The sequence below is a fragment of the Alteromonas gracilis genome, from assembly GCF_002993325.1.
In the GTDB taxonomy this organism is placed as follows: domain Bacteria; phylum Pseudomonadota; class Gammaproteobacteria; order Enterobacterales; family Alteromonadaceae; genus Alteromonas; species Alteromonas gracilis.
Genome location: NZ_PVNO01000028.1, coordinates 50,056 through 71,478 on the forward strand (window position 1 = coordinate 50,056; position 21,423 = coordinate 71,478).

At 44.8% G+C, this 21,423-nt stretch carries 14 protein-coding genes; 8 read left to right on the plus strand and 6 right to left on the minus strand.

Translation table 11 applies throughout. From position 1 onward, the window contains the following. Positions 1-98: 98 nt before the first annotated feature. A complete protein-coding gene (locus C6Y39_RS15180) occupies positions 99-2,129 on the plus strand; it encodes a BCCT family transporter (protein WP_105932088.1) in 2,031 nt (676 codons plus the stop codon). A 155-nt stretch (positions 2,130-2,284) separates the two neighbouring features. Here the strand turns inward: C6Y39_RS15180 and mmsB are convergent, their stop codons facing one another. Both mmsB and C6Y39_RS15190 read right to left on the minus strand, forming a co-directional pair. Then, positions 2,285-3,160 carry a 3-hydroxyisobutyrate dehydrogenase gene (gene mmsB, locus C6Y39_RS15185; RefSeq protein ID WP_240618913.1) on the minus strand — a complete coding sequence of 292 codons (876 nt, stop codon included), beginning with the start codon at positions 3,158-3,160 and terminating at the stop codon, positions 2,285-2,287. A 14-nt stretch (positions 3,161-3,174) separates the two neighbouring features. Beyond that, positions 3,175-4,674, minus strand: a complete 1,500-nt coding sequence (locus C6Y39_RS15190) for a CoA-acylating methylmalonate-semialdehyde dehydrogenase (protein WP_105932090.1) — start codon at positions 4,672-4,674, stop codon at positions 3,175-3,177. 98 nt (positions 4,675-4,772) lie between these two features. Between C6Y39_RS15190 and C6Y39_RS15195 the strand changes: the two genes are divergently transcribed. From C6Y39_RS15195 to C6Y39_RS15225, 7 genes are all read left to right on the plus strand, one after another. After that, positions 4,773-5,657 carry a LysR family transcriptional regulator gene (locus C6Y39_RS15195; RefSeq protein ID WP_105932091.1) on the plus strand — a complete coding sequence of 295 codons (885 nt, stop codon included), beginning with the start codon at positions 4,773-4,775 and terminating at the stop codon, positions 5,655-5,657. Between the two features lie 340 nt (positions 5,658-5,997). After that, a complete protein-coding gene (locus C6Y39_RS15200; protein WP_105932092.1) occupies positions 5,998-7,257 on the plus strand; it encodes a sensor histidine kinase in 1,260 nt (419 codons plus the stop codon). Further along, positions 7,254-7,931: a response regulator transcription factor gene (locus tag C6Y39_RS15205; protein ID WP_105932093.1), complete on the plus strand. Its 678-nt coding sequence runs from the start codon at positions 7,254-7,256 to the stop codon at positions 7,929-7,931. The genes C6Y39_RS15200 and C6Y39_RS15205 overlap by 4 nt, the downstream gene beginning before the upstream one ends. A 142-nt stretch (positions 7,932-8,073) precedes the next feature. Beyond that, positions 8,074-9,591, plus strand: coding sequence for an acetaldehyde dehydrogenase ExaC (gene exaC, locus C6Y39_RS15210; protein WP_105932094.1), 1,518 nt, complete (start codon positions 8,074-8,076; stop codon positions 9,589-9,591). 40 nt (positions 9,592-9,631) lie between these two features. Beyond that, positions 9,632-11,728: a 4Fe-4S binding protein gene (locus C6Y39_RS15215; RefSeq protein ID WP_105932095.1), complete on the plus strand. Its 2,097-nt coding sequence runs from the start codon at positions 9,632-9,634 to the stop codon at positions 11,726-11,728. Next, a complete protein-coding gene (gene nosP / locus C6Y39_RS15220) occupies positions 11,697-12,887 on the plus strand; it encodes a nitric oxide-sensing protein NosP (protein WP_105932096.1) in 1,191 nt (396 codons plus the stop codon). The genes C6Y39_RS15215 and nosP overlap by 32 nt, the downstream gene beginning before the upstream one ends. Beyond that, positions 12,874-15,387: an ATP-binding protein gene (locus C6Y39_RS15225; protein ID WP_105932097.1), complete on the plus strand. Its 2,514-nt coding sequence runs from the start codon at positions 12,874-12,876 to the stop codon at positions 15,385-15,387. The genes nosP and C6Y39_RS15225 overlap by 14 nt, the downstream gene beginning before the upstream one ends. 12 nt (positions 15,388-15,399) lie before the next feature. Here C6Y39_RS15225 and C6Y39_RS15230 read toward each other — a convergent pair whose 3' ends face one another. The 4 genes from C6Y39_RS15230 to C6Y39_RS15245 form a co-directional block, all read right to left on the minus strand. Beyond that, entirely contained in the window at positions 15,400-16,059 is a 660-nt protein-coding gene (locus C6Y39_RS15230; RefSeq protein WP_105932098.1) for a response regulator, read from the minus strand. Positions 16,060-16,320: 261 nt separating this feature from the next. Continuing rightward, positions 16,321-17,181 carry a hypothetical protein gene (locus tag C6Y39_RS15235; protein ID WP_105932099.1) on the minus strand — a complete coding sequence of 287 codons (861 nt, stop codon included), beginning with the start codon at positions 17,179-17,181 and terminating at the stop codon, positions 16,321-16,323. Between the two features lie 205 nt (positions 17,182-17,386). Next, a complete protein-coding gene (locus tag C6Y39_RS15240; protein ID WP_105932100.1) occupies positions 17,387-18,616 on the minus strand; it encodes a porin family protein in 1,230 nt (409 codons plus the stop codon). A gap of 280 nt (positions 18,617-18,896) precedes the next feature. Beyond that, positions 18,897-21,353, minus strand: a complete 2,457-nt coding sequence (locus C6Y39_RS15245; RefSeq protein ID WP_105932101.1) for a TonB-dependent receptor — start codon at positions 21,351-21,353, stop codon at positions 18,897-18,899. Between the last annotated feature and the right edge of the window lie 70 nt (positions 21,354-21,423).

The following is a 21,423-nucleotide window of genomic DNA, read 5'->3' on the forward strand; positions in this document are numbered from 1 at the left end:
ACAAGCAAACCTGAACCGAACCAATTTATCTAGAGTAACTAAATTAATCTTAATATTTATTAGCGCTAAACGTACTTATTAGTGAAAAGGGATTTGCTATGAAAGGCCAAGTAAATAACTCAACCATTCTTCTTCCTGTGTTTATTCCCGCCGTTGCTATTATTCTGCTACTGGTTATCGGAACGATTAGTAACCCCGAACTTGCCGGAAAGGCCTTCGACAGTACGTTGGCATGGATAACGGAAAGTTTTGGCTGGTTCTATATGTTATCGGTAGCGATCTTCTTGGTTTTCATCGTGTCGGTGGCGTCTTCAAGTTGGGGTAATATAAAGTTAGGGCCAGACCATGCAGAGCCTCAATATAGCTTTCCCGAGTGGTTTTCCATGTTATTTTCGGCAGGATACGGTGTGGCACTGCTCTATTTCGGCGTGGCTGAACCCGTGCTCCACTATTCATCGCCGCCTGCTGGGGCTGCTGAAACTGTTGATGCGGCAAAGCAGGCAATGCAAATTGCGTTTTTTCACTGGGGTTTTCATATTTGGGCCATCTATGGCTTAGTGGGCTTAGTCCTTGCCTATTTCGCATTCCGACACGGTCTTCCGTTATCCATTCGCTCAGCTCTATATCCGCTCATCGGAGATAAAATATATGGTCCCATTGGTCACGCTGTAGATGTTTTCGCGATTTTAGGTACCTTATTTGGCATCGCCACCACGCTTGGCCTGTCTGTTACCCAAATTAATGCTGGGCTTAACTATCTTTCCGGTGACATCCCCATCGACATTATGGTGCAGGTAGGCACTATCGCTATTGTAACCTTAGCGGCAACCATATCGGTGATTGCAGGTATGGACAAAGGCATCAAGCGCCTTTCTATTCTGAACATGCTTTTAGCGGTATCGCTGATGGGCACAGTCTTTATCATGGGAGAAACCGTACATATCTTGGAGACCTTCCTGCAGAACACGGGAAGCTATGTTAACGGTATTATCGAGCGCACGTTCAACCTTCAGGCGTACAGTCGTAGTGACTGGATTGGTAACTGGACGCTATTTATTTTTGGTTGGACTATCGCATGGGCACCGTTTGTGGGCATGTTTATCGCCAAGATAAGTCGGGGCAGAACTATCAGACAATTCGTGTTTGGTGTGATGCTGGTGCCGACAATGTTCACTTTCCTTTGGTTCTCAGTATTTGGTGATACAGCCTTAAATGCCATTATGAACCAAGGCGTTTCGACGCTTATCAATGATGTTCAGGAAAACGAAGCCGTTGCGTTATTTAAGCTTTACGACCTTCTACCGGGCGCATCAATCATGTCAGGCTTGACTGTGTTACTGATCATAACGTTCTTTGTGACCTCATCAGATTCGGGGTCGCTGGTTATCGATTCTCTTGCTTCCGGTGGTAAAGAAGAAAGCCCAGTGTGGCAGCGCATATTTTGGGCATGTTTAGAAGGCACGGTTGCCGCGGTACTTCTAATCGCGGGTGGACTCAATGCCCTTCAAACCATGACGATTGCCAGCGCCTTACCTTTCGCCTTCATTATGCTAGCGTCTGCAGTGGGCCTATGGCGCGCGCTCGTCATTGAAGGCTATCGAAATAATAGTTTGACGGCGAATACACTGAATCGAAACCACGGTCGCTCTGCAAGCCTAAAAGGGCGACTTGCTGCAATGGTCGATTATCCGAGTCGCAGCGAGGTGCATGAGTTTATTGATAAAACAGTGATTACAGCGATGGAAGACGTGCAGGCTGCACTGAAAGCACGAGAGTGGGAAGCGTTCGTTAAGCTGGATGAGGAAACGGGAAGGGCCACCTTTACCGTAGAGCGTCATGATCATATGGACTTTATCTACGATATTCGCATGACTGAGTACCTTGTACCTGGCTTTAGTTACGCAGAATTACGTTCAGAAGATGATGAATCGGAAAAGTACTTTCGCGCCGAAGTGTTTCTTCGCCGCGGCGGTCAGGCCTACGATATTTATGGGTACGACAAGGAGAGTATTGCCAAAGATATCTTAGATCAGTTCGAAAGTTACTTGCACTTCCTTGATACCAGTCCAGGGGAACTTCCTTGGGAGATGGATGCTTACGATGACATGCTAACGCAGCCTAAGAAATAATTGGTGGAGTTTGTAAGCGTACAGATTGAAGGGGGAGTAAAAGCTCTTCCCCCATTATAAATAAAAAAAGAGCGAGTAAAAAATTTTACTCGCTCAGTAAACGGGCCACCTCTTCTGAGGGAAAGTGGCCCTTGGAGAAATGGTGGGTGGTTATCTTATGCCAGTCGATTAATAATCGAAGAAAAGTCCATCCCGGCGTGACCATCTTCACAGTGCATTTCAAACCATTTTGCAGCAAGTTCACCCATAGGTACTTGCGCATTCACGCCTTTCGCGCCCTGCATCGCAAGACCTAAGTCTTTCAGCATAAGCGCAGAGGCGAAACCGCCTGCAAAATCGTTATCAGCTGGGCTTTGAGGCCCTACACCTTTCACAGGACAGTAAGTGGTCATTGACCATGTCTGGCCTGACGCATTCGACGCTATATCGAAGAATACTTGTGGATCTAGGCCTAGCTTTTGGGCCAGCTGAAAGCTTTCGCAGGTGGCTATCATGGTTGCTCCGAGCAGCATGTTATTGCAGATTTTTGCGGCTTGTCCTGCACCATGACCGCCCGCATGAACAATTTTTTTGCCCATAGCGCCAAGTACGCCTTGGGCCTTTTCGAACGCGTCAGCGTCGCCACCCACCATAAAGGTAAGTGTGCCGCCTGCAGCAGCTGCAACACCACCAGAGACTGGTGCATCGAGCATTTTAAGGCCTTTTTTCTCAGCCAGTTCCGATACATTTTTCGCTGTTTCAACGTCAATAGTAGAGCAGTCAATAAGCAAGGTGCCTTCGCGTACAGAAGCCAGGATCTGATTTGAATAGATATCCTGAACGTGCTTGCCTGCTGGCAGCATAGTAATAACGATGTCAGCTTCAGCGGCAGCTTGCTCAGTACTTTGTACAATAGTGCAGCCTGCTTCTTTGGCTTTGGCCAGCGCCGCTTCGCTTAAGTCAAAAGCCAATACGTTGTAATCGTTCTTAACCAGGTTATCTGCCATTCCTGAACCCATATTACCCAGGCCGATAAATGCAACAGTGGTCATAATAATCTCCTCGCTTAGCCCATGGTTGGAATAACAAAAGCGTTGTCGTTGGTATCTGAACCATCAGGCCAGCGCTGAGTAATCGTTTTAACCTTGGTCCAAAATTTCACCCCTTCCATACCGTGCTGGTTGGTATCACCAAATGCAGAGCGCTTCCAGCCCCCAAAAGTGTGGTAGGCAACAGGTACAGGAATAGGCACGTTAATTCCTACCATACCCACGTTTACACGCTGGGCAAATTCGCGCGCTGCATGGCCGTTACGGGTGTACATAGCCACACCATTACCGTATTGATGGTCACTTGCTAAGCTAACGGCTTCGTTGAAATCTTTGGCGCGAACCATTTGCAGTACTGGGCCGAAAATCTCTTCTTGGTACGAGCGCATGTCTTTGGTCACGTGATCGAAGAATGTTGGGCCGATAAAGAAACCCTGGCTGTCGCTCGGAATTTGGTTGGTTCTACCGTCGTAAACAAGCTCAGCACCTTCTTCTATGCAAAGGTCGATATAGCCCTCAACGCGCTCTTTGTGAGCCGAGGTAACCACAGGGCCGTAATGGGCGTTAGGGTCTTCACTATGACTTACCATAATGTCTTTGATAGCCGGAATAAGTTTGGCTTTCAGTTTTTCAGCAGTATCATCGCCCACAGGAACGACAACCGGTAGCGCCATACAGCGTTCTCCGGCACTGCCATACGCAGCACCTACTAGGTCGGTTACCACCTGGTCTAAATCTGCATCAGGCATCACGATGCCGTGGTTTTTCGCGCCACCCATGGCTTGAACGCGCTTACCAGCACGCGCGCCACGCTCATATACATAGTTGGCTATATCAGAAGAGCCTACAAAGCTCACCGCCTTGATAGTTTGATGATCTAAAATACCATCAACCACTTCTTTATTGCCGTGTACAACGTTAAGTACGCCAGCAGGAAGGCCCGCTTCAATCATAAGCTTTGCTAATTCAACAGGTACAGACGGATCGCGCTCCGATGGTTTCAGAATAAACGCGTTACCACAGGCAATTGCCACACCGAACATCCACATAGGGATCATGGCCGGGAAGTTAAACGGCGTAATACCTGCCACTACACCGAGTGCTTGGCGCATGGAATATACATCGATACCTGGGCCTGCGCCTTCGGTATACTCACCTTTTTGCGCATGAGGAATGCCGCAGGCAAATTCGATTACTTCAAGACCACGCTGAATGTCGCCCTGTGCATCAACCAACACTTTTCCGTGCTCGCTAGATAGCAGTGCGGCTAGTCGGTCGCGGTTTGCTTCAACTAGCTCTTTAAACTTGAACATAACACGAGCGCGTCGTTGAGGGTTTGTCGCTGCCCACTCAACCTGTGCAGCTTGGGCTGTTTCAATCGCATAGGCTAACGTTGAAGTGTTAGCTAAGCTTACTTCAGCCTGCACTTCGCCAGTGTTAGGCGCAAATACCGACGCGGTATTTTCGCTGCTATCCTCAAAATCTTTACCTGCAATAAAGTGAACAATCTTTCTCATGACATAGCTCCTGTAATTTTTAACAATATTGAAACCTTGTGTTTGCAAAGGCAATACATATACTTGCAGTATGGTGCTGTAAAAATGCAGGTGTTTAAGTGAATTGGGATGACATGCGTTTATTTCTTGGTTTGGCAAGAAATGGTCGTGTAGCTATTGCAGCTAAAGGTTTAAAGGTAGACCCTACGACGTTAATTCGTCGTGTAAAAAAACTGGAAGACTCATTAAATTGTAAATTGTTCGAGCTAACAAAAAAGGGATACGTGCTTACCACTCATGGCAGTGAGCTAGTCACGTATATTGAAAAGGCAGAGCATTACTTTCTAGAGGCCCAAAACGAATTAGGTGATGAACGTTCGCATTTGGCAGGTACGATAAGGGTGAGTGTTTCGGAAGGTTTCGGTAGCTGGTTTTTGGCGCCATTGCTTCCCAATTTTAAAAAGCAGTATCCGGGAATAAGTATTGAGTTAGTTGCAACTAGTGGCTTTTTAAATCTGAATAAACGAGAAGCCGATATGGCTATCTTGCTAGAAAAGCCCAGTAGAGGCCTACTGGTTACACAGAAACTGACGGACTATAACCTTTATCTTTACACCCATCGGTCTCTTATTGATGAGAATAAACCAGAAACACTGCACGATCTCACTGCATTCAATTTAGTGAGCTATGTGCCGGATTTGGTGTACGCTCCGCAGTTAAAGTTTATAGAAGAAACCGCACTGTCACAGTTAAGTGCCCTTCGCAGCACTAGTATAAATGCGCAGTATCAAATGCTTATCAATGGCGCTGGGGTAGGTATTTTGCCTAAGTTCATGGCTGAGAAACAACCTGGCTTAGTTCGCCTCATTGAAAATGAGATCCACATTAAGCGCACGTTTTGGTTGGCGACGCATAAAGAAACCCATTCTCAAGCTCGCTTCCAAGTGTTCACGCAATGGCTCCAAGAAAATGTCGAGCGGTACCAGTCTCGATTTATCGATTAACCCATCGTAGCGATAACATTACGTGGGGCCTTTATCTTACCCGTTCTCTTAAGAAAACTATGTTCTCGCCCCTAGAACTTGTTTAAATTCGTTTACGAAGCAGCCCTAGCGGGGGGGGAGAGAAAGGGGGGCGCTGTTGTAGCCGATGATTTCCGCCAGATAGCATCACGCACCTTTAAATCGACCACATTTACTAACACTTAGCCAGTACCCGTCCAGTCGTGAAACGGCGTTGACTTTATCCTACCTTGGTAGGATGAATTCGCCCCTATTGCAGGATGTGCTTTTGAGCGCATGCTGTATAGCATAAACCTGTAATAAAAGGCTTGCAGGGGCGCATATGTCGGGTTTTACAAAAATATCTACAGCTATAGTAGCCGTATTCATTGGCTGCTTTTTGATGTTTAGCTATCTGGTTTACTTCCACATTCAAGATAATATTGAGGAAGAGATGACGGGCGCGCTCAATCAAGTGCGAGAAATGGTAAACCTCAATATCCCTGTCGCTGATATCGAAGCAATTGTAGAGCCTAGCCCTCACTTATCTGCCCACTATTTCACGGGCCGTCTTCAGGCAGAACAGCCTTCAGCAATGTCTACGACTGAACGCAATGCACTGGCACCCGTTATCATCCCAATTCAGGAAAATCAGTATCTTATCGTTACGCCTTTCGATACTACTGAACTCACCCAGAATCTTACTTTTTTTGCCTTAGTAGCGGGGCTGTTTTTTGCGACCTTTGTTCTGCTTCTATTCACATTAAATGTAGCGGTTAAACAAAGGTTAGTGCCACTTAATCAGCTTGCAGAAGCATTGTCTGAGTTAAGAGAGGGAAAAGACTCTCAGCCCTTGCCACACTCTGATATCACCGAAATGAATAGGGTGATAGACCAATTTAAGCACCTGCAAAATGCGCTTAAATCAAAAGAGAAGCAGCTCATTAAAATAGATAAGCAGTTAGCGCTTCTTCAAGAGCAAGAGCGTAATTATCTTGCCAGAGAACTTCACGATAACGTTGGGCAGTTGCTGACAACGATAAAAGCCCACGCTTATATACTGGTCAACGCAAAAGAGCGCGCTGTGGTAGAACTTTCTGCACAAAAAGTTCAGGTGATGTCACATCAAATAAGCGATGCTATTAGAAAGCTCACAGCGCACCTTCACCCCCTGATATTGGACAAAGTACCTTTACAGTCGTCGCTAGAACGTCTGGTTTACGAACAAGAAATAGCACAGCCTGATACGCAATGGGACGTGTCAATTAACCTAAAGCGCTATGAAGAAGACCGTGAACGAGATATTCACCTTTATCGTTTTGCACAAGAAGCCATTAATAATGTGATTAAGCATGCAAAAGCTACGAAAGTTAGTATTCAAATTTATGGTGATACTCATTGTGTTTCAATAGAAGTGAAGGACAACGGCAGGGGGCTGGGCAACCACATTGTAGAAAACATTGGAATGTCTTCAATGCGCAGCCGCGCGCGATGCATAGGCGCATCCTGTAGCGTGGTATCGACAACGGGCGGCGGTGTTACTGTATCATTGCAGCTACCGCTTACGCAGCCATCGCCAGAGTTAGGAATAAATGCAGCATGAATATTCTTATCGTTGACGACCACGCTGTGGTGCGTGAAGGTTACAAAGCATTACTCAATGCTATGATGCCTGACTGCCGTATTTTTGATGCTGAAAACGGTGCGCAAACCCATCGCTTACTGGCAAACAGTGACATTAATATCCTAATCCTCGACATAAATCTCTCAAATGAAAGTGGCCTCGTTCTGGCTAAGATATTTTTAAAGCACTATCCAGATTTAAAAATTATCTTTTTTAGTATGTTTGAAGACAGTGTCATTCTGCATCGTGCTATGCAAACCGGTGCCATGGGGTATATCAGTAAAAGCAGTTCGCCTGAAATACTTATATCAGCCATTAAGGTAGTCTCAAAAGGGCAGAAGTATATCGAACGTGGTTTGGCGGTAAATTTAGCCAACCAGCTTCTTGATACTAACGTTGATATTGCTATGAAATTAACAAAACGGGAGTTTGAAATATTTATTGCGATAGCGATGAATAAATCTCGTTTCGACATCGCTGAAGAGCTAGGGGTATCGGCAAAAACTGTGTCTAACGCGCTTACCGTCATTAAGCGAAAGCTTGATGCCGTGCCTTCCCAGTTTACAGCCATTGCGGCTAAACACGGTTACATCGGTGAGACAGATCTTTCAGCGTCTCAATCGGTGTCTTTTGTCGAGAAAAGTGGCAAATAGCCATAGGTTTCCCCTCCTAAAGTAGGAGTCAAATCGGTCTATCGCATCATGGTAGGTAAAGCATAAAAGTACCATTATCAAATAACACAACAAAGCAAGTTACAGCGCGTGGTACGCGCAACGTTATCAAAGGGTATTTCTTATGATTTATGCAAAGCCAGGTAGTGAAGGTTCGGTCGTAAGCTTCAAAGAAAGCTACGGTAATTTTATCAACGGCGAATGGGTTGCACCGGTTAAAGGTGAGTACTTCACCGCAACATCTCCGGTTGACGGCAGCGACATCGCACAAATCCCACGTTCAACATCTGAAGACATAGAGCTTGCGCTGGATGCCGCTCACGCTGCGAAAAAAGGCTGGGCAGATACGTCAGTTGCGGAACGCTCTAATATTCTTCTTAAAATTGCTGACCGCATTGAAGAAAACCTAGAGCTACTTGCTGTTGCAGAAACATGGGATAACGGAAAAGCCGTTCGCGAAACGCTTAATGCAGACATCCCGCTTTGCGCTGACCACTTTCGCTACTACGCTGGTTGTATTCGCAGCCAAGAAGGTACAATTGGTGAAATTGACAAAAACACGGTGGCGTATCACTTCCACGAACCTTATGGCGTAGTTGGGCAAATCATCCCTTGGAACTTCCCGCTACTTATGGCGGCATGGAAACTGGCGCCAGCACTTGTTACCGGTAACGTAGTGGTGCTGAAGCCTGCAGAACAAACACCAGTATCAATCTTGTTGTTCGCAGAGCTAATCCAAGATTTACTGCCACCAGGCGTTCTTAATATTGTTAATGGATTTGGTGCAGAAGCAGGACAAGCCCTGGCAACGAGCACTCGAATTGCAAAAATCGCGTTTACTGGCTCTACTCCTGTTGGCGGACATATCCTTCGCTGTGCGGCTGAAAATCTGATCCCATCAACGGTAGAACTTGGCGGTAAATCGCCAAACTTATTCTTCGCAGACATTATGGATCACGAGCCAGAGTTTATTGATAAGTGTGCCGAAGGTTTAGTTCTTGGTTACTTCAATCAAGGCGAAGTATGTACATGTCCCTCACGTGCGATCATCCAAGAAGACATTTACGATGCCTTCATGGAAAAGGTCTTGGAGAAAATTCAGAAGATCAAACGCGGTAACCCACTAGACACAGACACCATGGTAGGTGCACAGGCATCTAACGAGCAGTTCGAAAAGATCCTTAAATATATCGATATTGGTAAGTCAGAAGGTGCTCAGGTCGTCACTGGTGGTGAGAAAGAGCAGCTGCCTGGCTTTGATGGAGGCTACTACATTCAGCCGACTATCTTGAAGGGTGAAAACCACATGCGTGTGTTCCAGGAAGAGATTTTTGGTCCGGTAATCGCTGTCCAAACCTTCAAAACCGAAGAAGAGGCGATTGAGATTGCCAATAACACAAGCTTCGGGCTAGGCGCAGGAGTATGGAGCCGCGATGCGAATGTAGCATTCCGCGTAGGTCGAGCGATTGAAGCAGGTCGCGTATGGACGAACTGTTATCACTTGTATCCAGCTCACGCTGCGTTTGGCGGCTACAAGAAATCGGGCATTGGCCGCGAAACCCACAAGATGATGCTAGATCACTACCAGCAGACAAAAAATCTATTGGTAAGCTACGACATCAACCCACTTGGTTTCTTCTAAGTAAACCTGAGGGCGGCGCCTACCGCCGCCCGCTACTTTTATGCGCATCGCATTTTCCTTAATCATTTTCTTGCTGTTTCTCAGCACCAATGTGTTGGCGCAGTCTGACGCGACAGACATTCCAGAAGACATTTACAAAATATTTCCCAATGCTACACGCGTGGGGGAAATGCACACTGACATCAAGGTAACCCCGGTCTATCAGCTTCAGCAACTACTCGGATATGTTTTTGAGTCGAATGACTTTGTCGACTTCATTGGCTTTTCAGGTAAACCCGTTAACGTAGTGATAGGGTTAGACCCCCAAGGTAACTTCATTGATCTTTTCGTCAAGCAGCACAGCGAACCCATTTTTCTGCACGGGCTTGGCGAGAAATCCATGTTCGATTTCGTTGCCCAATATCAAGGGCACAGTATCAAAGAGCGTTTTATCATTGGTGGAAAAAGCAAAGTAGGTAAAGACGCTACCTACTTTGACGGGGTTACGAAAGCCACCGTATCAGTGCTGGTCATCAACGACACTATCGTGACATCTGCATTAGCGGTTGCCAGAGCCAAGCTCGATGGGTTTGTTGCGCCTAGCAACAATATTATCAATCCAGATTTTTACGAGCCTCTCTCTTTTAGCGAGCTGGTGGATAAGGGCTACATTCAAAAGCACCAGATTACTCGACAAAATACCGAAGGCCTCTCAAAAGAAGTGGTTCGGGCGGTTGACGATATTCAAAGCGAGTTTACTCTTGACGATGACATCATCGCTGAACACTACTATGCGTTTTTAAGTCTTCCTATTGTGGGGAAAAACCTGCTAGATGAAGAGGAATTTGCTCGGTTACAGGAAAATCTAAATCCGGGTGAAATGGCACTGATGGTGCTGAATACGAAAGGTTTCAGTTTTATCAGTGATGAGTTTATTCCCCAAACCACACCGGAGCATTTACGGGTATCACAAGGCGGCTTTCCCACAGCTATCCGCGATATCGATTTTTATAGCTTCTATGACCCCGCATTTTCACAAGCATTGCCCGACTACAACGAGGTCAAAGTACTTCGAGTAAAATCGAAAGGTGGGCTGTCACTTGATCAAGAAATGGAAGTAGCGATTAGTGTGCCGTTTAAGCCAAGTTTCTTTGAGCAAGATGAGCATTTGTTCTCTATGAAAGTGACACTGCCTAGCGAGTTATTTATGGAAAACCCAGAGGCTCAGTTAGCGAAGCCCATTCCGTTGTGGCAGAAAATTTGGAGTGACAGAACCTTAGTGATAAGCATAACGGCTGCTTATCTTGTGGCGCTGTCGTTGTTTTTTGCATTTCAGCAAAGGCTCACGCCTTACACGAAGTTTGTGCACACAGTACGAGCATTATCCCTTGTGTTCGTGCTGTTTTTTATTGGTTTTTACGCCCAAGGGCAACTGTCGGTTGTCAACATATACACGCTGCTACTGGATATTGTCGATGGGTTCTCGTTAGAAGTATATCTTCTCGATCCGGTTATTTTTATTTTGTGGAGCTTTGTATTTGTCTCGTTATTTATCGTAGGTCGGGGACTCTTTTGTGGCTGGCTTTGCCCCTTCGGAGCACTCCAGGAAATGATGGGAATACTGGCTGAAAAGCTCAGGATAAAACAAATCAGAATTAAGCCTCAGCACCACAAATGGGCGCAAAAAATTAAATATGTGTTGCTTATAGGACTAGTCGCGTGCTCATTCTATTCACTCAACCTTGCGGAGAAGCTCGCTGAGATAGAGCCGTTTAAAACGTCCATAACCCTACACTTTGTTCGATATTGGCCTTTTGTGCTGTATTCGGTTTTATTGCTGCTACTTAGCTTAAAAATTCATAAAGTGTACTGCCGCTATTTATGCCCTTTGGGAGCGGGGCTTGCCATTCTGGGTCGTTTCCCTTTAGTTAAGTTGCTCACACGTAAAGACGCCTGTGGTAATCCGTGTCAGCTGTGCAAACAAAAGAAATGTGGTATTGATGCTATAGAACAAGACGGCAGCATTGACTATGCTGAGTGTATTCAGTGCCTTGAGTGTGTGGTTACGTTAGATAACCCTAACTTGTGCAAAATCGATAAATATAAAAAGAAAAAGGTACCAACGCGTGTCAAAAACCTCAATCCTGTCCGCACTTAGTCAACCTGCAAATAGCAAGGTTATCAATGACAACCAAGCTTGTTTATACGGTGCAAAAGAAGCCTGCCGCGATGTGGCCAATGAGATTTTAGCTAACGTTAAGTGCGATGAAATAGAGCTATTACTCTTTCATACCAGCACGCTGTTTGACTTAGATACCGTAGCACAGGAAATCACCGCACGTTTTCCACACGTGAACATTGTTGGCTGCACCAGTGCTGGAGAATTTAATAAAAATGGCTACGGAACAGAAAAACTTTTGGCCGTCGCGTTTTTGAAAAACGAGTTTTCCATCGCCACTGCGATGGTGCCTAATTTGGGTGAGGTGAATTTCGATGAAGCCCATGATATTGCCAGCGGTTTGCGCAGAGCGTTGAAAGGACGAGAACGCCGTTACGATAATGAACAGCACTTCGTTATTTCTGTGCTAGATGGACTTACCCGCCATGAAGAACATTTTCTAGAAACCTTTGCTACTGCATTTGGCAACATTCCGCACTTAGGCGGGAGTGCCGGCGACGACTTAAAACTTGAAGCTACTTATGTGTTTTACAACGGCGCATTTCACCGAGACGCTGCAGTAATGCTGCTCGTTGGCACAGGAAAACCTTTTACCGTTTTTTCTATTGATCACATAAATTCTCCGGTATCGAAGCTAGTGGTCACCCACGCCGATCCTGAGTCGAGAACCGTTTATGAAATCAACGGTGAACCTGCGGCCCAATATTACGCAAGCTTGTTGGGAATGAAAGCTGAAGACTTAACGCCAGACGTGTTTTCGCTTTTCCCTTTAGCAGTATTGGTGGGAGGAAAATACTTTATTCGCTCAATTCAAAAAGTAGATTTGGCGACTAACGCCATTACGTTTTATTGCGCGGTTGATATTGGCATTATTCTTACGTTTATTCAGCTAGGCGATTGTATTGAAGCACTAGAAAACAAGTTGGATAAATTGCGAACCGAGCTTGGCGAGCCCGAGTTTGTTTATGCTTGTGACTGTTTCTTACGAAGGCTCGAGATTCAGCAAGGTAAAAATGACCACGAGATAAAACGCTTACAGCAAAAATACAAGGTTGCAGGCTTTAATGCGTATGGTGAGCATATTCACTCAATCCATTTAAATCAAACGTTTACGGGGGTGTACTTTGCAGCCCAGTAATCGCTTTACCGATGTAGAGGCGCTCCAAAAAGCCCTGCATGAACAAAAACGTGAAAACGAAAAGCTTGAGAAGATAAACGCTGCGCTGATGTATCGCATGGAAGAGGGCGGTTTTAATCATCATAGCTACCGCGCCTTCGAGCACTCGGTTCAACTTTCTGAAAAAGTGAGCCAGAAAACAGAAGAACTTCAATCTGTACTGCAAAAGCTCGAGCAGTCAAACGCTGAGCTGGTGCGTGCTCACGAAGAAACCCATCAGTTTAAGCAGCGTTTGCACGATGCCATTGAAAGTACCAATCAGGCGATGGTGTTGCTAGATAGACTTGGCGGGATCATTTTCTTTAATCGGCACTTTGAAACCGTTTGGGATGACCTTTCCATTACCCCTAAAATTGGCGATAACTATTACGATATTACCCAAGCTGCTAAGCATTCCGGGGTTATTCGCCGTGCTCTGCCCGCTGATATTGAGGGCAGGATGATTTACCAGTTGTCGAACAAACGATGGTATCAGCTGACTAATCGACCCACGCAAGAAGGCGGGAACGTTATTCTGTTTAACGACATCACGGAAGTAAAACTGCTTGAGTCGAATCGCTACGAGCAAGTCATTAAAGAGAAAAACAAGCTGTTGCAAAGCCTAATCGATAATATTGATGTGGGAATATTGCTTATTGATAAAGAAGGTGGCATTGCGTTTTGGAATAACACGTTTTTGACTCAATCAAACGTGCCCCAGCACGTACTGGTAAACAGTAAGAATATTTATGCCCTTCAAAATAACCGTCACTGGAGCGGGCTCAACTTAAACCCGGTGGGGCCAAGTACCCAGATTATCCATGAGCAACTGGTGGTTGAACGCAACATCACTACACTGCCCGATGGCAATACGCTGTGCACGTTTACCAATGTTACATCTCAGCATCACTACGCGGAAACGCTGAAGCAAAACGAAAGCTGGATCCGCATGATAACCGATAATGTACCGGCGCTTATTGCTTATATTGGTACCGATAAAAAGTTTCAATACACCAATAAAGGTTATCGCGATTGGTATGGCGTTAGTGAGCAAGACATTAATGATATGCCTATGGATCGAAGCCATCTGAAAGAGGTTTACCCCAATCTTATTCAGTACTTGCGCCGTGTTAGCCAAGGCGAAGTGGTGAGCTTTCAAAGCAAAGAAAAAAATGCTCATGGAGACGTTGGTTTTTTACAAAAAGTCTATTTGCCTCATTTTAATGAGTCTGGCGATATTGCAGGGCATTTTGTGTTGGCCACAGACGTGTCGCAACAGGTAAAAAGCCAGCTGCAGCTTAAAGCGGCTAAAGATCAGTTAGAATCGAACGTAGAAAAGCGTACACGTGAGCTCAATCACGCCAACATCGCCCTTCAAGAAGCCATTGATTCAAAAAGCAAATTTTTGGCTGCTATTAGTCATGATCTGATGCAGCCTCTCAGCGCGGCTATCTTGTTTAACGAAACGTTGAAAGATCAGGTAGACAGTTCATCCAGCCCTATTGTTAATGCCCTCGATAATTCTCTGTCTGATTTACACGGTCTCATTCGCACGTTAATTGAAACGTCCAAACTAGACGCTGGGGTATTACAGCCTGACAAACAGCAAGAAAATATATTGCCTTTACTTATGCAGCTTGCTGAGGAATTTACGCATATCAGTAAAGACTATAACGTTGATTTTCGCTACCGCTTGAAGGAAGCTTTCGTGGAAACAGATGTGAATTTACTTTCACGAATATTGCGAAATTTACTGATAAACGCAATGAAGTACGGTGCCAACGGTAAGGTACTGCTGACCGCAAGAATGGTGAATCAAACTCTGGAAATTAGTATCTATGATCAAGGAGTAGGAATAAGCGAAGACGATCAGAAAGTTATTTTTAAAGAGTTTTCTAGGTTAGAAAACGATTTTAACTATTCCTACAGTTTGGGGCTTGGCTTATATATTGTTGATAAAATGAGTAAGCTGCTAGAGCACGATATTCGGGTTCGCTCGAAAGAGGGGGTAGGTGCGTGCTTCACCATTACCATTCCTGTTGCAGAAGTGTGTGATACCCACCAAGAACAAGATTATCTTTATAACTTAGCGCCTTCATTACCAGACTACGTTTTAGATAAGCACATATGGCATATTGATAACGATGCCAATATGCGTATAGCCATGCAAACCTTGTTCGCAAACTGGGATATGGAGGTAGACACTTTTTCTGGTTTCGATCAGTGCAGTGCCGTTAACAATGGCAGCTTTGATGAGTGCGATATGCTTATTGTCGATTACCACTTGGATGAAGAAGAAACTGGTTTAGACATTGCGAAACGCGTAAGAAAAATCGCGCCTTCAATGCCCATTATGATTTGCACCGCTAATCATTCAAAAGCGTTGGCAAATGAACTGGAAGGCACTGACATTCAGCTGTTGCACAAACCCGTTAATTCAGCGGTGCTCAAGGCGGCACTCGTCTCGAGCTTGAATGGCTAAAACTAACAGTTCTTAATTAAATACGTATTGATTGAAATCGATATTCGCGGCACTGGCCACCACTTTCACTCGGTTGCTCGCGCCCAACTTTTTAAGAATAGACGAGACATGAGATTTTACCGTGGTTTCAGAAATATTAAGCTCGTAGGCAATCACTTTATTAGCTAACCCTTGCGTTAAATATTTCAATACGGTCAGCTCTTTTCGCGTTAATGAACGAATTTGTTCTGGTGAAATACCGTTGTCGTTGGTCACGCGGGTTCTGGTAGATGGCGTTCTCAATATCTCTGATGGTAAACACACGTTCCCTTCAAAAATACTTTCGATAGATGTGGCAATTTCTTCAATCTTGCTGCTTTTTGAAATAAAGCCAACGGCACCATAAGAAATGGTTTGCAGAATGTTTTGCTTTTCTGTCTCTGCGGAAATGATAACCACAGGAATGTTGGGATGTTGGTTTCGAACTTCTAACAGCCCGTTAAGTCCGCAGGTTTCCGGCATATTTAAATCGAGCATAATCAAGTCGAATTTGTCATCTTGCTCAAGTAGCGTTAATGCTTCAGAAATTGAATTGGCTTCTAGGGTTTCCGACTCGGGAAACTTTTTCCCTAAAATAGTAATCATTGCGTGACGAAAAATAGGGTGATCGTCAATTATCAGGATACGGTGCATGGTCTTTCCCTAAGCTAAAAAAGCGAGATGATTCGCTAGCTCTCTACCAAATAAAGGCTATTGGAGTATAAACATAACTGCCGAATACAAAGCCTTCTTTTAGCGTAATAGAGGCGGTTTGACGCGCCTTTGTCATAGAAGCTATTCAGTAACTTCATGTTGCGTTAATGTTAACATTAAAATAACATTAAATCAGGCCTAATAAGACCAATGGCTTATAATAAAAAAGCACGTAAGACCAGTGCTGGCGGGACTTTCGTTCTATAACTCGTTTAGTAACTGCCTTCTTTTTTCGGCATATTCTGTTTCGCTAATTAGGTTCGCCTTTTTTAGTGCGTCTAACCGTTTAAAACGGGCTACGATATCGATTTCTGCTGGTAAGGGGGCTGAGCCAGCTACGTTTTTCTTACTGGGTGTGTTTTCCCTATTCGACGGGGAAAGTGTTTCCTCTTCTACCGATGCCTCAAGCGTGAGTTGTGTAGGCGCAACTACCCAGTCGAAGCGATTTTTCGCTTTCAATTTTAAACCATGAGCGGAAAAGGAAAGGGGAGTGTTAAATGAAAATTTTGCTTGTTCTCGTTGCCCAAAATTAAAGTCGTACTTTACCAAGCCTTGAGAGGTGGGGTCATAAGCCATTTCATAGGCCTTATTGGCGACTTTGTCGAATTCGCCAATAAGAATATTGAGCTTGCTGTCTGCAACGAAAAAACTGCCTGCAACGTAATAAGTTTGGGTTTTAAGACCTGCCAAATAGCGCTTCTCTTTACTAAGCGCAAAAACGATGTCTTGTTGAGCCGTTGCTTTACGTAATGCCTGCGGCAAGTAAGCTGCAAGTAAAGCAACCTGTTCGCTTGTAAAAAGCGGTGTTGATGTATTTCTATTTTTAACTACCTGTATTGCGCTGAGTATGGCGGTAATATCCTGCTCGTGCAGCGTAAACGGGTGTTGATTGGCACGCTTGCCACTGCCTGTTTCATCTGACTTTTCAACAAGGGCAATGAAATTGTTTTTGTCCTCTTGAAATATCGTTTGTGCGTCAGCGTTTCGTACTGATGGTATTAAAACCATGAATAAAAAAAACAGTCGACTTAGATTTAAAAAAAATAGAGACGTGCTTTTCATGGGCTTTCTCCTTCAAGAGAAAAAGCGAGAACGTATCCCGCTTTTTCATTTTAAATTTAAAAATTCACTTTAATTCCAACCTTTACAATTAAATTAATTCAATATTTATTGAATTTAAAACATCACGATTGGATAGGTATAAAATCTCAGCGAAATTAAATGTATGTTCATATATTATAAATATGCGTTGTTTTTAAAATCACGCTTAAAAGAATACCGTGCCGCCTAGCTGAATTAGGGTTAAATCTTCTGCGCTGTTATAGATGCCCTGTGCAGCCTGTGAACCTTCGATATCCAAACTAAGGTTTTCGTATTTTGCGTATAACAAGAAGCGAGAACCAAAGTATTGTTCCGCCGCAACACCCCACTGACTAAGTTCTGAGCCGGTAACGCCATCTAAATGCGCCATGCCATATTGGTCGTTGTAGCTTGCATACTCTGCATAAAAGGCAGAGTCACCAAAGCGATTGAACTGTTTTCTAATACCCGCTTTAAAATAGTAAGCATCTGTATCATCACCCGAGCCAACAATCGCGTCGTCAGCTTCTTCCATCTGATAAGTGGCTACCCCAAATACTCCTGATTCAAGATGCATGACGCCAGCTTGCAGTTGCAGCGTAGTTGAACTGTTGCCTCCAACATTACTGCCGCCATCTTTGTTCACCGAGTAACCTGCGTGAAGATTGGTTTTGAATCCTTCGTGTTCAGCTGCATATTTCACCGCAATATCGTAAATTTCGTCGTTTGCATAACCAACTGCAATACTCACATTGCCCATTTGGGGAAGATCGTAGCGTACGCCATTACGGTAAATCCCATTACAATCTAGCCCTATACCCAAACCAGGTGTTGCCAGACACTGAGCAAATTGACCCCACGCGACATTGGTTGAACCTTCTTCTACGCCTCGAATAAAGAAACCATTAGCTCTAAATAATGGAGAAATTCCCGACCAGATTGTGCCAGAAGGATCGGCTAGAACGGCAATGTTATCGGTGGGAAGGCTTTGTAAACCGATGGTGATTTTACCCCAGTCGCCGCCAAAGTAGAGGCTACTGCCCAACAGGCCTATGTCGCCGCCATTGAAGGTGTCTAAGTTGTCCTGGTTTGCAAATAAAAGTGGCGTTTGATGGCCTCCTCCGGCGAAGTTTGGTGCGCCTGAAAGAGGTTCAATGATGACCTCAAAGCCCACGTCCATGCCTTGTTCTTCCAGTTTATAGTTTCCTGAAAGCGTAATACGGCTGCCTAGCGTTGTACCGTTGTCTGAAAGTTGTGCCACATCACTACCCACACCGTCGTCGTAATAGGTTAAGCCTTCATTTATCCATCCAGAGATATTCCATGAATAGGGCTCGTCTTGTGCAAAGCTATGGCAACTGACTGTGCTTAAAATGGCAATAGATAAACAGGTTTTTGTAAATGCGTTCTTTTTCATTTTACTGTCCCATTATTGGTAGTGTTGATTAATTACAGTGGCTTTTTGTTTTTATTTTCGACTGGTTTTAATGCTTTCGGTGTCCAGTAAATTGATAATAGGTTTTATTGAATTTTGAACCATTGGCCGTAAGGCGTGTTAATCTCCTTCTTTAGTAGCGGGAAAATTAAATGTATAAATGATAAAAAACGCGACTACTGTGAAAAAGTAAGTCGCGTTTTTTGATTTTTATTCAGCTTTTATGTCGATAAAAGTGCGTGTGGTAACAACTGCTATCTGATTAAAATCTCGCTTTTAGATTCACACTGACCATTCGCGGTTGTGCGGGACCTACGAACTCTGCGCCTTCTACGTCGGGATAAATGTCTTCTAACACCTCATCCGCCTCGCCATAAGTGCCGAAGGTTTCATAGTCTTTGTCAAACAGGTTGTTCAATCGTAGTGATGCGGTAAATGTGTCGTTGAAACGATACGATGCAAAAATGTTTGCAATAACGTATCCGTCAATCTTTTCATTTTCGTTCGCCTCATCGCCTCTAAAGTACTGACTCGATGCTGAAATAACTTCTGCCCCTAAACGCGCTTTATCCGTTAAGGCGTAATCTGCGTATAGCTTGACTAAATGTTCTGGCTGGCCAGGAATCTTGTCACCTGGCGTTACGACCCGGTCCGGACCCTGAGGGTTAAAGGGGCTAAATGAGGTGAATGATGATTCATAGGTTGCGTTAAGATAGTTGTAGTTTAACCGGTAGGTTAGTTTTTCCCACGTTGAGCCTACGCTGAACTCAACGCCCTGACGCTTGGTTTCATCAACATTAATAAAGTATCCGCGAGAGGCAACAGAGCCAGCTTGTTGGAAGATAATGTCGTCCTTACTTCTACTGTGAAAAACATTTAGCATCAGGTCGATGTTATCAATGCGTGTGGTGTAGTTCGCTTCAATAGTTTGGGTGACCACCTGATCAAGAGGAGGATCGGCCACAAAACCGTTCGGTAAGCGGCACGGGTCGTCTTCATCTGCACAGCTTAACTCTGCTGGGCTTGGCGTTCTTGAAGACTGGCTGATTGCAAGATTCAACTGGCTTTGCTCATCAATAGTAATGTCTACACCTACCGCTGGGTTAAATTGGGTAAAACGGTGATCGCCATCTAATGAACCTTCACCGTCATCAATAGGGTCTTCCATAACAATATGGTCTCGGTTAAAACGTCCACCAAGATTAAGTGATACGGCTGAAGAAAGCTGTGTGCTATTCATGAAAAATAGCGACCAAGCAGTGGTGTCTACATCTAATCTTACTCTTGCTTCTTGTGCCATAAGCCCGTCTATGGGTAAAACGGTGCGTGAGTCTTGTGCAGATTCGTTTTCCAAAATACCAAATGTAGTATCAGCGGCGTAGTTAACATCTCCTTTGGTGTAGCTGGCACCAACAATTAACTCTGAACTAAAGCCACTTAAGGCATATTGTTTCGCTAGCTGAAAAGATAAACCAGTCGCTTTTGCGTCTGTGCGGCCCGTATTGTAAGTGCCATCAAGTTCATCTGCGTCCACATCTGAAATTTCGGCAAGCGCGGTGTCGTCATCAAAGCCAATAAATTCAACCGCCTCTACATCATCGCTTTCGCCCACTACAGGCAAATCGTCATTGTCGTCGTCATCATCATCGTCATCTTCAAATTCGCATAGTGTTACGCGCCCATCTGCGAACTGGCAGGCACCAAAATCACTGTCATCGCCGTTGATTGATTGAGTTTGTGTGTCGCGATAAAACATATTGGCGGTTAAAGATAGGGTATCAGTTAGAACAAAATCACCAGTGATATTAACGTGCGTAAGTTCGTTGTTGGTCTTATCGGGGTGGGTGTAGACTGCCTCTCTTCCTTCAATATCGAGTAATTCAATAGGTGATGCACCGTTGCCAAGTAATTCGTTATCGGCCATAAACAGGTTCATGTCGAGATGCATCTTGTCACTTTTATAAGCAAGGGACGTAAATAATTGCTGCACTTCAGATGGCGAATAGTCACGCCAGCCATCTTCCTCATAGTGATTCAGGTTCACGTAATATGCCCAGTGATCGTTGTGACCACCTGATTCCACAGACGCGGCCTTCTGACCGAATTGTCCAGCTTGTAAATCGATTTCATTGGCGTTGAAGCTAAACCCTGTTTTCGTTGTTAGCGCAAGGGCGCCACCTAGTGTGTTCTGGCCAAACATCGGGTTTGAACCCGAGTATAAAGAAACAGTATCGATAGCATCTAGCGGCATTAGGTCCCAATGCACGGTATCGCCAAACGCTTCATTAACCCGACCGCCGTTTAGGTACACCGAAATGCCCTGAGGTAGGCCAAGCAGCGGAGAGGCAGTAAACCCGCGATATTGCAGGTCGGGTTGGAACGGATTGTTTTGAACATCGTTTAGGTTCACGCTTGCCAGCTGAGTTTTGAGTAGCTCCGGTAGTGAACGGTTAACGCTCCCTTCAATGTCATCTTGAGTGAGTGTTTGAACGTTGCCAAATACTGCAGAGTTATTGCTGTTGGCGCTAAGCGGCGTCGCTCCCTGCACCTCTATAACCTCGTAGCGATCTAATGCAATGGTAGCGCCCGCAGTGGAACTAAACGCATAGGTTATTGCGCTTGCAATAATCGCAAGAGCAAATGGTGAACGGGCAAGTTGATGTGTTGGGAATTGTGAAACGTTTTGGCTAGAGCTTTTTGTAGAAATTCGCGTAGGCATGCTATTGACTGCTTCGTTATTAATTATAGCTTTAGTATTGCCCTTAGCATTCCCTAAAAATATCCTCCTT